General features: G+C 59.9%; 12 protein-coding genes and 1 riboswitch. Of the genes, 5 read left to right on the forward strand and 7 right to left on the reverse strand.

The genetic code is table 11. From position 1 onward, the window contains the following. Positions 1-29 precede the first annotated feature (29 nt). From FQ185_RS04300 to ahcY, 4 genes are all read right to left on the reverse strand, one after another. The gene (locus FQ185_RS04300) at positions 30-1,919 is read right to left on the reverse strand and encodes a DEAD/DEAH box helicase (RefSeq protein ID WP_149416404.1); all 1,890 of its coding nucleotides are present in this window, start codon (positions 1,917-1,919) and stop codon (positions 30-32) included. A gap of 223 nt (positions 1,920-2,142) precedes the next feature. Then, positions 2,143-2,958, reverse strand: a complete 816-nt coding sequence (locus FQ185_RS04305) for an ABC transporter substrate-binding protein (protein WP_149416405.1) — start codon at positions 2,956-2,958, stop codon at positions 2,143-2,145. A gap of 191 nt (positions 2,959-3,149) precedes the next feature. Continuing rightward, positions 3,150-3,995 carry a methylenetetrahydrofolate reductase [NAD(P)H] gene (gene metF / locus FQ185_RS04310; protein ID WP_149416406.1) on the reverse strand — a complete coding sequence of 282 codons (846 nt, stop codon included), beginning with the start codon at positions 3,993-3,995 and terminating at the stop codon, positions 3,150-3,152. A 190-nt stretch (positions 3,996-4,185) separates the two neighbouring features. After that, on the reverse strand, positions 4,186-5,595 hold the full coding sequence (gene ahcY, locus FQ185_RS04315) for an adenosylhomocysteinase (protein WP_149416407.1): 1,410 nt from the start codon (positions 5,593-5,595) through the stop codon (positions 4,186-4,188). 23 nt (positions 5,596-5,618) lie between these two features. Then, positions 5,619-5,721, reverse strand: a riboswitch (S-adenosyl-L-homocysteine riboswitch). Positions 5,722-5,919: 198 nt separating this feature from the next. Here ahcY and FQ185_RS04320 point away from each other — a divergent pair. Beyond that, positions 5,920-6,324 carry an acyl-CoA thioesterase gene (locus FQ185_RS04320; protein WP_149416408.1) on the forward strand — a complete coding sequence of 135 codons (405 nt, stop codon included), beginning with the start codon at positions 5,920-5,922 and terminating at the stop codon, positions 6,322-6,324. A 192-nt stretch (positions 6,325-6,516) separates the two neighbouring features. Next, complete coding sequence (locus tag FQ185_RS04325) at positions 6,517-7,404, forward strand: formate/nitrite transporter family protein (protein ID WP_149416409.1); 888 nt, start codon at positions 6,517-6,519, stop codon at positions 7,402-7,404. On the opposite strand, the gene FQ185_RS04330 is transcribed toward FQ185_RS04325, so the two are convergent. Both FQ185_RS04330 and FQ185_RS04335 read right to left on the reverse strand, forming a co-directional pair. Beyond that, a complete protein-coding gene (locus FQ185_RS04330; RefSeq protein ID WP_149416410.1) occupies positions 7,405-8,670 on the reverse strand; it encodes a sodium:proton antiporter in 1,266 nt (421 codons plus the stop codon). Positions 8,671-8,771: 101 nt separating this feature from the next. After that, positions 8,772-9,941, reverse strand: coding sequence for an MFS transporter (locus FQ185_RS04335; protein ID WP_149416411.1), 1,170 nt, complete (start codon positions 9,939-9,941; stop codon positions 8,772-8,774). 219 nt (positions 9,942-10,160) lie between these two features. On the opposite strand from FQ185_RS04335, the gene FQ185_RS04340 reads away from it, so the two are divergent. Next, positions 10,161-10,994 carry an EamA family transporter gene (locus FQ185_RS04340; RefSeq protein ID WP_149416412.1) on the forward strand — a complete coding sequence of 278 codons (834 nt, stop codon included), beginning with the start codon at positions 10,161-10,163 and terminating at the stop codon, positions 10,992-10,994. Positions 10,995-11,034: 40 nt separating this feature from the next. Then, a complete protein-coding gene (locus FQ185_RS04345) occupies positions 11,035-11,418 on the forward strand; it encodes an MAPEG family protein (RefSeq protein ID WP_149416413.1) in 384 nt (127 codons plus the stop codon). An 80-nt stretch (positions 11,419-11,498) separates the two neighbouring features. Here FQ185_RS04345 and FQ185_RS04350 read toward each other — a convergent pair whose 3' ends face one another. Continuing rightward, entirely contained in the window at positions 11,499-12,671 is a 1,173-nt protein-coding gene (locus tag FQ185_RS04350) for a murein transglycosylase A (RefSeq protein WP_149416414.1), read from the reverse strand. Between the two features lie 127 nt (positions 12,672-12,798). Here FQ185_RS04350 and FQ185_RS04355 point away from each other — a divergent pair, with 127 nt between their 5' ends. Next, a complete protein-coding gene (locus FQ185_RS04355) occupies positions 12,799-13,248 on the forward strand; it encodes a cytochrome c (protein WP_149416415.1) in 450 nt (149 codons plus the stop codon). Positions 13,249-13,276 lie beyond the last annotated feature (28 nt).

Consider the following 13,276-nt stretch of genomic DNA (forward strand, 5'->3'; position numbering starts at 1 on the left):
ATCGGGGGCGTTTTTTATGGTGCGATAAATCAGCGGTTGCGGGTCAGCAACGCTGGTTTTTCACCACGCGGACGGCCTGGCAGCTGATCAAGTTGCTCAGGTGTCGGGAAGCGATCGCTTTTCGACTCCTTGTGAATGATCTTCGGTGCCGGACCGCGCGGGTTCTGCACGGCCGGTTCCGAACGCGGCTGGTCGTCGGTACGGGCCGGGCGGCGATTGCGGGACTCTTCGCGACGGGCCTGACCGTCACGTGGAGCACCGTTGCGTGGGCCGCTGCGCTTGGCCGGCGGAGTGCCGGTGGTGGCGCCATCGCTGCTGCGCGGGCCGCTTTGACGACCCTGAGGCTTGCCGCCGCCGGTGCGCGGAGCACCTGCACCTGCGCCAGCTGCGGCGCCTTGTGCCGGAGCACCCGGACGGCGACCACGGCCCTGAGCCGGTTTGGCTTGAGGAACGTAGTCGACGCGGTTACCGAAGTTATCGATGTCGTCGTCCAGGAACTCGTCCGGAGCACGGTCTGCAGCAGCGGCGCGTGGCGCTGGACGTTGTTGCTCGCGAGCCGGAGTGCCTTCGCGTGGCTTGTGTTCACGCGCCGGGCGATCACCGCGGCCAGTGGCAGCAGGTTTTTCCTTGCCGCCCTTGTCCTTGCCTTTGTCTTTACGACCGCCGCCACCGCCAGTGCCGTTCGGGCCGTCACCGCGCGGGCCACGTGGGTTGCGCGGGTTACGCACATCCGGACGCTCGCGAACTTCAGGTTTCTCAGCTTCTACAGCGCTGGAGTCGAAGCCCATCAGGTCGCCGTCGGCAATCTTCTGCTTGGTCATGCGCTCGATGCTTTTCAGCAGCTTTTCTTCGTCCGGGGCAACCAGCGAAATCGCCTCGCCCGAGCGACCGGCACGGCCAGTACGGCCGATACGGTGCACGTAGTCTTCGTCGACGTTGGGCAGTTCGAAGTTGACCACGTGTGGCAACTGATCGATGTCGAGGCCGCGAGCGGCGATGTCGGTCGCAACCAGGATGCGCACTTCACCGGCCTTGAAGTCGGCCAGGGCTTTGGTGCGAGCGTTCTGGCTCTTGTTACCGTGGATGGCGACGGCGCTCAGGCCGTGTTTGTCCAGGTACTCGGCCAGGCGGTTGGCGCCGTGTTTGGTGCGGGTGAACACCAGAACCTGTTCCCAGGCGCCGGCGGTAATCAAGTGGGCCAGCAAGGAACGCTTGTGGCTGGCAGCCAGGCGGAACACGCGCTGTTCGATACGCTCGACCGTGGTGTTCGGCGGCGTGACTTCGATGCGTTCCGGGTTGTGCAGCAGCTTGCCGGCGAGGTCGGTGATGTCTTTGGAGAAGGTCGCCGAGAACAGCAGGTTCTGGCGTTTGCTCGGCAGACGGGCGAGGACCTTTTTCACGTCATGGACGAAGCCCATGTCGAGCATGCGGTCGGCTTCGTCCAGCACGAGGATTTCCACGTGGGACAAATCGACGCTGCCTTGGCCGGCGAGGTCGAGCAGGCGGCCGGGGCAGGCCACCAGCACGTCAACACCGCGGGACATGGCCTGAACCTGTGGGTTCATGCCGACGCCGCCGAAGATGCAGGCGCTGACGAACTTCAGGTCACGGGCATAGACCTTGAAGCTTTCATGCACCTGGGCCGCGAGTTCGCGGGTAGGGGTCAGGACCAGTACACGCGGTTGGCGCGGGCCGTGACGCTGGGATTTGTCCGGGTGACCGCCCGGAAACAACCGCTCCAGAATCGGAAGGGCGAAGCCGCCGGTTTTACCAGTACCTGTCTGTGCCGCGACCATCAGGTCGCGACCTTGCAACACGGCGGGAATAGCCCGCTGTTGCACCGGAGTAGGCTCGGTATAGCCCGCTGCCTCGATGGCGCGGACTAAAGCCTCGGAGAGACCGAGGGAAGCAAAGGACATGAGTAATCCTGTTTTAGTTAGGGCTTGGCCCAATGGGAGTCTTGCCTGGCGCGAATGGCGTTTAAGAAGAACGCAATCCCGTCCGGTCCTGCTGGGTTTCGAAGGCTCGCCTGGAGCGCTCGCGCGGGCTGAAAAGCTGCGCTGTAGCGGGGTCGAGATGCCTTGAACGATTCCGAGCGTCCGGGCGTGAGCCTGGCGGGAAGGCCGGAGTATAACAGAGCAATCACCGCGCGCCGCTTTCCTGCTGCTCAACGGTTTTTTCGGCGGCCGCCGTGGCTGTTGCGGTCTTCGCGCCGATCGCCGGGTTGGCGCCATAACGGGCGCTCAGTTCAGCGTAAGCGGGCTCACGCTTGAAGCGCTTGAGCTCGGCGCCAAAGCGCTGCACCAACAAGTCCATGCCGGCATTGCGACGCACCGCCAGAAACTGGCTCTGTTGGCTGATGACGGTCGGGTTTTGGGTGATCTTGTCGCGGACGTTCAATTCGTCGAGCAAGTGCTGCCCCACCCGGCGATCAGTGATCAGCAGATCGATTCGTCCACGGACCAGCTTGCCGAAGTTGGCTTCATGACTCGGTGCCGGTTCGCGAATGAATAGGGTCGATTCGCTAAAGTCCTCGCTATACAGGTAGCCCGGCGAGGTGCCGATGGTCAGGCCGCGCAGTTCGTTGAGGGTGCGGAACGGGTGGGGATGCTCGTTGGCGTAGAACATCACGAACTCGACTTCCGAGAGCGGCTCGCCGGGGTAAAGCAAGGTCGCGTCGCGCTCATCGCTGTGGAAGATGTCGAGCGCGCCGTCCGCCTGTCCTTGCTCAAGCATCGACAGGCAGCGTTTCCAAGGCAGGAACTGCCATTCCACTTCGATACCCAGGCGCTTGAAGACAATTGCGGTGGTTTCGTAGTCCAGTCCCAAGGCTTTGCCGTTTTCTTCATACACGTACGGCGCCCACGGTTCGGTGACAATGCGCAGCTTCTCGCCCCGAGCGGCAAAGCTCAGGCAAGTAAAAAGAAACACGGTCAGTAATTGCGCGATCAAAGGCATGGGTTGAGATTACGACGAGAAACCGGAAAGAGCCAGAAACGGGATCCAGAAGCTCTAACTCAGTGTGTTGCTACACAATAACAGTGCGTTAAAAGCAAAAGATCGCCGCCTCCGACAGCTCCTGCAAAGGTCCGTATTCCCCTGCAGGAGCTGCCGAAGGCGGCGATCTTTTGATCTTGCTTTAACGACTTTTAGCGCGGCAACTTCAGGTTGTTCCACACCGCCAGGCTCGCTTCGGCCTGGTTCAATGTGTAGAAGTGCAGCCCTGGAGCGCCACCTTGCAGCAGGCGATCGCACATCTCGGTGATGACTTGCTCACCAAAGCCTTGAATGCTCTGGGTGTCGTCGCCGTAGGCTTCCAGCTGCTTGCGGATCCAGCGCGGGATTTCCGCGCCGCAAGCATCGGAGAAACGCGCCAGCTTGCTGTAGTTGGTGATCGGCATGATCCCCGGCACGATCGGGATATTCACGCCCATCGCCCGTACACGCTCGACGAAGTAGAAGTAGCTGTCGGCGTTGAAGAAGTACTGGGTGATCGCACTGTCGGCGCCAGCATTGGCCTTGCGCACGAAGTTGGTCAGATCGTCTTCGAAATTGCGCGCCTGCGGATGCATTTCCGGGTAGGCGGCGACTTCGATGTGGAAATGATCGCCGGTCTCTTCACGAATGAATTCAACCAGGTCATTGGCGTGGCGCATTTCGCCACTGGCCATGCCCATGCCTGAGGGCAGGTCACCGCGCAGAGCAACGATGCGCGTGATGCCGGCTGCCTTGTATTGAGCCAGCAAGCCGCGCAGGTCGGCCTTGCTGTCGCCAACGCAAGACAAATGCGGTGCGGCAGGGACTTTGACTTCGCTTTCGAGCTGCAACACGGTGTTGAGGGTGCGATCACGGGTCGAACCGCCAGCGCCATAGGTGCAGGAGAAGAAATCGGGGTTGTACGTAGCCAGCTGACGAGCAGTGGCGAGCAGCTTTTCATGCCCAGCGTCGGTCTTCGTAGGGAAGAACTCGAAGCTGTAGCGACGGTCTTGGGACATGGTCATATCCTTGGAAACACGTAAGCCTGGAAGGCTTGCATATGCCAATGTAGAGCGGGCTTTTGTGGAGGCCAGGCTTGCCCGCGATGCTGACACCCTGGTGCTTCAGGAGCACTGAGGTGATGCTATCGCAGGCAAGCCAACTCCCACAAAAGCTCGCTCCCACAGAGGGAGCGAGCAGCAGGGCGAATCAGTAGCGGTAAGCGTGCGGCTTGAACGGACCTTCAACGGTCACGCCGATGTAGTCGGCCTGGGTCTTGGTCAGTTGAGTCACCACGCCGCCGAAGCCACGGACCATTTCCAGGGCCACTTCTTCGTCGAGTTTCTTCGGCAGTACTTCAACGGTCAGACGCTCGGCTTTTTGGGCTGGCGACAGGTCGGCGTACTTCTGGCCGAACAGGAAGATCTGCGCCAGGACCTGGTTGGCGAACGAACCGTCCATGATGCGGCTTGGGTGGCCGGTTGCGTTACCCAGGTTAACCAGACGGCCTTCGGCCAGCAGGATCAGGTAGTCGTCGTTCTGAGCGTCGAACGCGCCAGGACCGGTACGGTGGATTTTGTGAACCTGTGGCTTCACTTCTTCCCATGCCCAGTTCTTGCGCATGAAAGCGGTGTCGATTTCGTTGTCGAAGTGGCCGATGTTGCAGACAACAGCGCGCTTCTTCAGGGCTTTGAGCATGTTCGAGTCGCAAACATTGACGTTGCCGGTGGTGGTCACGATCAGGTCGATCTTGCCCAGCAGCGCTTTGTCGATGCTTGCTTCAGTGCCGTTGTTGATACCGTCGATGAACGGCGAAACCAGCTCGTAGCCGTCCATGCAGGCTTGCATGGCGCAGATCGGATCGACTTCGGAGACTTTAACGATCATGCCTTCCTGACGCAGGGACTGGGACGAACCCTTGCCCACGTCACCGTAACCGATGACCAGCGCTTGCTTGCCGGACAGCAGGTGGTCGGTGCCGCGCTTGATCGCATCGTTCAGGCTATGACGGCAGCCGTACTTGTTGTCGTTCTTGCTCTTGGTCACCGAGTCGTTGACGTTGATGGCCGGGATTTTCAGCTCGCCCTTGGCCAGCATGTCCAGCAGACGGTGAACGCCGGTGGTGGTTTCTTCGGTCACGCCGTGGACGCGGTCCAGGATCGCCGGGTATTTCTTGTGCAGCAACTCGGTCAGGTCGCCGCCGTCGTCGAGGATCATGTTGGCATCCCAAGGCGCGCCATCTTTCAGGATGGTTTGCTCAAGGCACCACTCGTACTCTTCTTCGGTTTCGCCTTTCCAGGCATAAACCGCGATGCCGGCAGCGGCGATAGCAGCAGCGGCCTGGTCCTGAGTCGAGAAAATGTTGCAGGACGACCAGCGCACTTCGGCACCCAGGGCAACCAGGGTTTCGATCAGCACGGCAGTCTGAATGGTCATGTGGATGCAGCCGAGGATTTTCGCGCCTTTGAGCGGCTGCTCACCGGCGTACTTGCGGCGCAGGCCCATCAGGGCTGGCATTTCGGATTCGGCGATGATGGTTTCGCGACGACCCCAGGCAGCCAGGGACATGTCGGCAACTTTGTAATCGTTAAAATCTGCAGGCGTGATAACAGCGCTCATGATGAGCCTCCATTCGTAATGTATGCGAATGGGCGCCGTTGTGCGTTTAGTGTCCGGCCGATCATGGCCAGTCAACGCCCCATCCGAGCCTGACAGGTCGAACCTGCTGCAGCGCCCCTCGGACAGGTGGCGGGAAAACGGTATCAATGGAACGTTACCGTTTTGAAACGGTGGCGATTATAGCCGTCTGAGCGATACTTCCAAAGCGTTTCTGTTGATCAATGTCTGAACGGCAATCGAGACCATAGTCGATGCTTAATAGAGCTCTAGGTCGGGCTCTGCCATGATGCCCACCATCATTCAGCAAGACGCTCAGGAGTGAATATGAATTTCCACACCCGCAAATGGGTAAAACCCGAAGACCTCAACCCTAACGGCACGCTGTTCGGCGGCAGCCTGTTGCGCTGGCTCGACGAAGAAGCGGCGATCTACGCCATCGTCCAGCTGGGCAACCAGCGTGTGGTCACCAAGTACATTTCCGAAATCAATTTCGTCAGCGCCTCGCGCCAGGGCGACATCATCGAACTGGGCATTACCGCCACCGAGTTCGGTCGCACCTCGATCACCCTCAAGTGTGAAGTGCGTAACAAGATCACCCGCAAGAGCATCCTGACGGTGGACAAGATTGTCTTCGTCAATCTGGGTGAAGACGGCTTGCCCGCGCCACACGGCCAGACCGAGATCAAGTACGTCAAAGACCAGTTCAAGGATGACGGCATCAGCGAATAAATGCGGATGTAATGATCGTTCCCACGCGCAGCAAAGGAATTCAGCCCCGCACGCTCTGCGTCCCAAGAGCGATTGCGGCGCGTCCATTGAGGCATTCCCACGCAGAGCATGGGAATGATCTGTTGAAGGCAGTGAACAGCTCCGAACCGCGCGTGTCGTACCTACATGACATGCCACCGGTTCCGGAGCTTTATGGACGCCAAGAAAGAAGGCAAGACCCCAAACCTGTCGTCGGAAGAACGGCACGAGGTCGACAAGAACCAGCCTCCGCGCGCCGCGGTGCTGCACGAAATCATCCGCACCCAGGGCGATCTGGAGCTGGAACGCAGCGTCGCCGCGCTGTGGTGGTCGGCGCTGGCCGCCGGCCTGACCATGGGCCTGTCGCTGATGGCCATGGGGCTGCTCAATTCCCGTCTGCCAGACGGCGAAGGCTTCAAGGTGATCGCCAGTTTCGGTTACTGCGCCGGGTTCCTTGCGGTCATTCTCGCCCGTCAGCAATTGTTCACCGAGAACACCCTGACGGCGGTGCTGCCGATCATGACCAAACCCACACTGAACAATTTCGGTCGGTTGCTACGCCTGTGGTCGGTGGTGCTGGTGGGCAACCTGTGCGGCACGTTGCTGGTGGCGTATGTGATGCTGTATCTGCCGATTTTCGACAGCAAGACCGACCTGGCCTTCCTCGATATCGGGCGCAAGATCATGGAGAACGACGCCAGCCAGATGTTCGCCAAAGGCATTGTGTCGGGCTGGATGATTGCCACCATGGTCTGGATGATCCCGTCCATGGAAAGCGCCAAGATGTGGATCATCATCTTGATCACCTACCTCATGGCGCTGGGGGATTTCACCCACATCGTGGTCGGTTCGGCGGAGGTCTCGTATCTGGTGTTTGCCGGCCAACTGCCGTGGAAGGATTTCTGGCTGGTGTTTGCCGGGCCGACGCTGGCGGGGAACATCATCGGCGGCAGCTTCATCTTCGCGCTGATCAGTCATGCGCAGATTCGCAGTGAGAGCGGCCCGCCGAAAAAATCTGCGGATCAGACCAAGGAGCCCGACCCGCAGAAAAGCAAAAAATAATCAGTGATGCTCGGCCTGTGCCGCTGGCGCAGGCTCATCACGGGTCACGTGCTTGACCAGTTTGCCGATGCTCAACCCCTGCAACAGGATCGACGACAGCACCACGATATACGTGATGCTCAGCAGCAAGTCACGCTCCGGGCCCAGCGGCAGGGCCAAGGCCAGCGCCACCGAAACACCGCCACGCAAACCACCCCAGGTCAGGATCCGGATCGTCCCGCGCGGGACCGTGCGCCAGCGCCGCAACAGGACGATGGCCGGCGCTACCGTGAGCAGCCGTGACAGCAGAATCGCCATCGCCAGCAAACTCGCAGCCAACACGTGCAACCAGTTGAAGGGCAGCAGCAACAGCTCCATGCCGATCAGGGCGAACAGCAGTGCGTTGAGCATGTCGTCGAGCAGTTCCCAGAAACCGTCCAGGTACTTGCGGGTCATGTCGTTCATCGCCAGGTTACGGCCCAGATTGCCGATGATCAGACCGGCAACCACCATCGCGATCGGCGCAGAAACGTGCAGTTCCGAAGCCATGGCCGAGCCGCCGATCACCAGCGCGAGGGTCAGCATGACCTCGATCTGATGCTGCTCGATGCTCTTGATCATCAGGTACACCAGATAACCGATCAGCCCACCAAACAGCACACCGCCAATCGCCTCGTGGGCAAACAGCAGGGCGGTGGCGCCAACGGTTGGGGTTTCGCCCAGTTGAGCGATGCCCAGCAACACGGTGAACACCACTACCGCAGTGCCGTCGTTGAACAGCGACTCGCCGACGATGGTGGTTTTCAGTGGTTTGGACGCATTGGCCGTTCGCAATACACCGAGCACCGCGATCGGGTCGGTCGGGGAAATCAGTGCGCCGAACAACAGGCAGTAGAGGAAGCTCACGTGCCAGCCGAACAGGGCAAAAATGTAATAGGCGAGGCTGCCGATCACGGCGGTGGCGATCAACACGCCGAAAGTCGCCAGCAAACCGATGGGCCAGCGGTAGCTGCGCAGGTCATTCAGGTTGACGTGCAGGGCGCCGGCGAACAGCAGGAAGGACAGCATCCAGTTCATCAGCAGATCGCCGAAGTCGATCTGGCCGATCAGCTGTTGCACGTGTTCTTCGAGGCCGGGGTAGCCGAGGAAGCTCAGACCTTGCAGTAACAGGGAGAACATCAGCGCGGTGACCATGACACCGATGGTCGGGGGCAGGCCGATGAACCGGAAATTCACGTAGGTGAGGAGTGTGGTGAGGCAGATAAACGCAGCGACAAGTTCGAGCATCCGGGGTCCTTGGATGGGAGGTGGTAAATAGAAATTGGGTATTTAGCAGGTACACCGCGTCAACTTGCTCGCGAAGGCAATGTCATGGGCGGTGCAATTAATCAGCCGGACACATTGACCGCAGCCGCGCCACGACGTTGCAGGTAAATGTAGAAAACGGCCGTCAGCACCGTCAAACCACTCACCAGCGCGCCGGTCCACGGCAAGTCCGCCAGATCCGCACCACTGGCGACAACCAGCCCACCAATCCAGGCACCGGCCGCATTGCCGAGGTTGAATGCGCTCTGGTTCAAGGTCGAACCGAGGTTCGGCGCCTCATGGGCCTGATCGATGATCAGCAGTTGCAGGATCGGGCATAGGGCAAACGCGAAGATCCCCCACAACACCAGCGTAATCGCCGCCGGGATCACCGAGTGGCTGGTCTGGCTGAATGCAGCCAACACGACCAGCACAGCCAACGCCATGCCCACCAGCGAAGGCAGCAAACGACTGTCAGCCAGGCGCCCGCCGAGCATACTGCCCGCCGTCAGTCCAACGCCGAACAACAGCAACATGATCGTCACGCCATGCGGACTGACGCCGGTGATGTCTTGCAGGATGGGGGCAATGTAGGTGAAGACGCTGAACAGGCTGGTCGACGCCAGCACGCTCATGCCCAGCGCCAGCAACACGTTGACCTTGCCCAGTACTTTGAACTCGCTGGCGAGGTTGGCCTTTTCCATGGCGATGTCTTTCGGCAGCCACACCCATTGTGCGATGGCCGCAATAACACCGATCACCGACACCGCCCAGAACGTCGAGCGCCAACCGGCGTATTGCCCGAGCGCCGTGCCCAATGGCACGCCCAGCACATTGGCCAGGGTCAGGCCGGTGAACATCATCGCAATCGCCTGGGCGCGTTTGTTCGGTGCCACCAAACTCGCGGCAACCACCGACCCGATGCCAAAGAACGCTCCGTGGCAGAGCGCCGTGACCACGCGTGCGGCCATCAGCGTGGCGTAGTTCGGCGCCAATGCGCAAAGAATGTTGCCGAGGATGAACATCAGGGTCATGCCCAGCAGCGTGGCTTTGCGCGGCATGTTGGCTGTACCGATCGCGAGGATCGGCGCACCGAACACCACGCCCAGGGCGTAGCCGGTGATCAGCAGGCCCGCGTGGGGAATGCTCACGGCGAGGTCGCGGGCGACGTCGGGCAGCAGGCCCATGATGACGAATTCGGTAGTGCCGATGCCGAATGCGGCAACAGCGAGTGCAAGCAAGGCGAGTGGCATGCGCAAGGTCTCTGTCGGTAGTCTTGACGCTTTGATCAGGCATACGCATGCCGATGACCGTTCTCGACGAGAGCGGGCAGGGGGCAAAAATTATTGGAATTAGTCTGTGCGCAACTGAGTGCGGCGTGGTCGCTTGCAGTATAAACAGCTGCTGACATATGGCGAATCAATTATCTGTGTGCTTCCCGCCGGGAACAAAAATAAATAAAGGAGTGTGCCGTGCTTGCAACAGCACTGGTGTTGGTAGCGGCGCTGTTACACGCGGCGTGGAATACCCTGATCAAATTCAGCGCAGAGCGATTGTTGGTGGTGGCCTGCATGGACAGCGTGGCGATGTTGTTTGTCGCCGTGATGCTGCCATTCGTGAACTTGCCGCCTATGGACATCTGGCCGTGGATTCTGGCGTCGGCGGCGTTCGAGTTGCTCTATCGCTATCTGTTGATTCAAGCGTACCGGGTCGGCGACCTCGGTCTGGTCTACCCGCTGATGCGTGGCTTGTCGCCGCTGGTGGTGCTGGCGCTGACGCTGATTTTTGCCGGAGAGGTGCTGACGAACCAGCAGATCTTCGGAATTCTGCTGATCCCGTTCGGCATGCTTTGTCTGCTCTGGCAGGGTGGTGGCGGCGCGCGTTTGCCGTGGTCGATGCTGCCGGTAGTGGCGCTGATTGGCTTGTGCATCGGCTGCTACACCTTCATCGATGGTCAGGCGTTACGACGCTGGTCCCATCCGTTGGATTATCTGGTATGGGTGACATTGCTCAGCGCCTGGCCGTTTCCGTTGCTGGCGTTTGTGCGCAAGCGCGCGGCCTTCATGTTGTTCTGGCGTGAGCAGTGGCGACTGGGGCTGGCGGTCGGGTTTTGCGTGTTGTTCAGCTACGCTCTGGTGCTGTGGGCCATGCAGCTGGGCTCAATTGCCGAAGCGGCGGCATTGCGCGAGATCAGCGTGATTCTGGTGGTGCTGTTCGGTATGCGGTACTTGAAAGAACCTTTCGGCCGGCCACGGCTCTTAGCCTGTGGGTTGGTGCTGATCGGCATGCTGGTGATGAAATTCTGATGAAGTTCGAATTGTTGAAACTTGAAGAAGGGACTGCTTTATGACGGTTGCTCTGTGGTGCATCTTGATCGCGATTATCCTGCCCTATATCTGCACGGGCATCGCCAGGGCCAATGGCGGGTTCAGGGCGAAAGACAACCATGACCCCCGTGACTTTCTCGAGTCACTGAATGGTTTTGGCCGACGCGCGTATGCGGCGCACCTGAACAGTTTTGAAGTGACTCCGGCGTTCGCGGCGGCGGTGATCGTCGCTCACCTGGCCGGCAATGCCGAGCTGGTGACGATCAATGTGCTGGCGGTGTTGTTCATCACCAGTCGGCTGCTGTACATCATTTGCTACCTGGCGGACTGGGCGATGTTGCGGTCGCTGATGTGGTTGGTGGGGCTGGGGTTGATCGTCAGTTTCTTTGTGGTTTCTGTTTAAGAGCAAGATCAAAAGATCGCAGGCTTCGCCAGCTCTACGCTCATCCGCGATTTTTGCGGCGAGCCTGCGGTCCTTTGACTTTAAAGCTTGTCGGTCACCTGTGGCACTTGCGGCAACGCTGCGCCTTTAGGCCAGAGCATCCAGATCTGCCCCTGCTGTTTCATGTCTCCCGCCAATTGTCCGGCTGCCTCACCAGTTCCCCAGAACAAATCCGCACGGACTTCGCCAGCAATTGCACCGCCAGTGTCCTGAGCCGCCACCGGGCGTACCAGCGCGGTACCGTCCGGTTTAGTGGTCGATAACCACAACAGACTGCCCAGCGGAATCACTTTGCGATCCACCGCTGCGCTATAACCCGCGGTCAGTGGCACGTTCAGCGAGCCGCGAGGCCCTTCGTTGCTGTCCGGGTTGCGGGTGAAGAACACGTAGCTGGGGTTGCTGCCTAACAGTTGCGGAATGCGGGCAGGATTTGCCTTGGCCCAATCGCTGATCGCGTCCATGGTTACTTCTTCTTTCTTCAACTCACCCTGATCCACCAGCCAGCGGCCGATCGGCCGATAGGGGTGGCCGTTCTGGTCTGCATAAGCAATGCGCAACTGGCGACCATCGTCGAGCTGGACACGACCCGAACCCTGAATTTGCAGGAATTGCAGGTTCATCGGATCGGTCAGCCAGGCAACGACCGGAGCCTTGACCCCTTTGGTCTCAATCGTCGCGGCATCGTCGTAAGGCTTGAGTACGCGACCTTCGAGTCGTCCGCGCAGGCGTTTGCCTTTGAGTTCCGGGTAGATGCTGTCCAGAGAGACGATGATCATGTCCTCGGGCACGCCATACACCGGAATGTTTGCGACTTCGGTCTGGGTCAGGCTTCCCGGGTAGACCGGTTCGTAGTAGCCGGTGATCAAGCCGTTGGGATTGTCATTGGCGGCGCGCAGGCCGTAGACGTCGAGGTTCTGCTTGAGGAAGCCCCGAATGTCGTTGGCGGTTTGCGGGACGTTGGCGGCAGCTGCGCAGGTCGAGCCCCAGACCGGGTCGGCCTTGAGTCGGGTGCACGCACTGCGCCATGAGCCGAAGCCGGCGACAAGGTCGTTGTCGGACACCGTCGGAAGCGCTTCCCACGTGGCGCTGGAGTAGGTGGCCAGGGCGTGGGTTTTCGGTTGGTCGCTGTCACCACCGGTGCAGCCCGCGAGCACGGCCACCATCGGAAGGGTCCAGGCGAGGTTGTGACGCGCTGCCTTTAAAAGGCTGTTCATGGAGTAATTCCTTTGCCGGTTGACTGAGTGCTCCATGCGCTCAAACAACCCGTATTGATAATAGGGCTATTGGTGTTTGCCGATGACGCGAGGATACTGGCCGCCGTTCCCGTGACCTGAAGCCACCATGACTCTTAAAAGACTTTCTGTTGTATTGCTGGCCTGCCTGACCTTGTCCGCCTGCGGTGGGGTCGACCCGAACTCTCCGCTGGGCCAGCGTAAGGCAATCTTCAAGCAGATGCTCAAAACCAGCGAAGACCTGGGCGGTATGTTGCGTGGGCGCATCCCGTTTGACGGCCCGAAATTTGCTGACGGCGCAGTGAAACTCGATGCACTGTCTCGTGAGCCGTGGAAACATTTTCCGCAGGTGCGCGAGGAAGATCACACCAGCGCCAAGGACAATGTCTGGCAGCAACAGGCACGCTTCCAGGAAATGGTTCACACCCTTGAAGCCGCCACCGGTGAATTGGTGATTGCCAGCAAGGTTCAACCCTACAAAGTCAGCAACCTTGGGCCGGCCGTGCAGAAAGTCGAAGACGCCTGTAGTGCGTGCCATAAAGAGTTTCGGGATCACTGATTCTCACTTGTGGCAGCTGATCGATCGT

It is taken from the genome of Pseudomonas sp. ANT_H12B, assembly GCF_008369325.1.
Taxonomy (GTDB): Bacteria; Pseudomonadota; Gammaproteobacteria; order Pseudomonadales; family Pseudomonadaceae; genus Aquipseudomonas.

Excerpts from the sequence above, each read along its gene's own strand:
- FQ185_RS04300 (WP_149416404.1), bottom strand. The coding sequence starts at position 1,919 with ATGTCCTTTGCTTCCCTCGGTCTCTCCGAGGCTTTAGTCCGCGCCATC.
- FQ185_RS04305 (WP_149416405.1), bottom strand. The coding sequence starts at position 2,958 with ATGCCTTTGATCGCGCAATTACTGACCGTGTTTCTTTTTACTTGCCTG.
- metF (WP_149416406.1), bottom strand. The coding sequence starts at position 3,995 with ATGTCCCAAGACCGTCGCTACAGCTTCGAGTTCTTCCCTACGAAGACC.
- ahcY (WP_149416407.1), bottom strand. The coding sequence starts at position 5,595 with ATGAGCGCTGTTATCACGCCTGCAGATTTTAACGATTACAAAGTTGCC.
- FQ185_RS04320 (WP_149416408.1), top strand. The coding sequence starts at position 5,920 with ATGAATTTCCACACCCGCAAATGGGTAAAACCCGAAGACCTCAACCCT.
- FQ185_RS04325 (WP_149416409.1), top strand. The coding sequence starts at position 6,517 with ATGGACGCCAAGAAAGAAGGCAAGACCCCAAACCTGTCGTCGGAAGAA.
- FQ185_RS04330 (WP_149416410.1), bottom strand. The coding sequence starts at position 8,670 with ATGCTCGAACTTGTCGCTGCGTTTATCTGCCTCACCACACTCCTCACC.
- FQ185_RS04335 (WP_149416411.1), bottom strand. The coding sequence starts at position 9,941 with ATGCCACTCGCCTTGCTTGCACTCGCTGTTGCCGCATTCGGCATCGGC.
- FQ185_RS04345 (WP_149416413.1), top strand. The coding sequence starts at position 11,035 with ATGACGGTTGCTCTGTGGTGCATCTTGATCGCGATTATCCTGCCCTAT.
- FQ185_RS04350 (WP_149416414.1), bottom strand. The coding sequence starts at position 12,671 with ATGAACAGCCTTTTAAAGGCAGCGCGTCACAACCTCGCCTGGACCCTT.
- FQ185_RS04355 (WP_149416415.1), top strand. The coding sequence starts at position 12,799 with ATGACTCTTAAAAGACTTTCTGTTGTATTGCTGGCCTGCCTGACCTTG.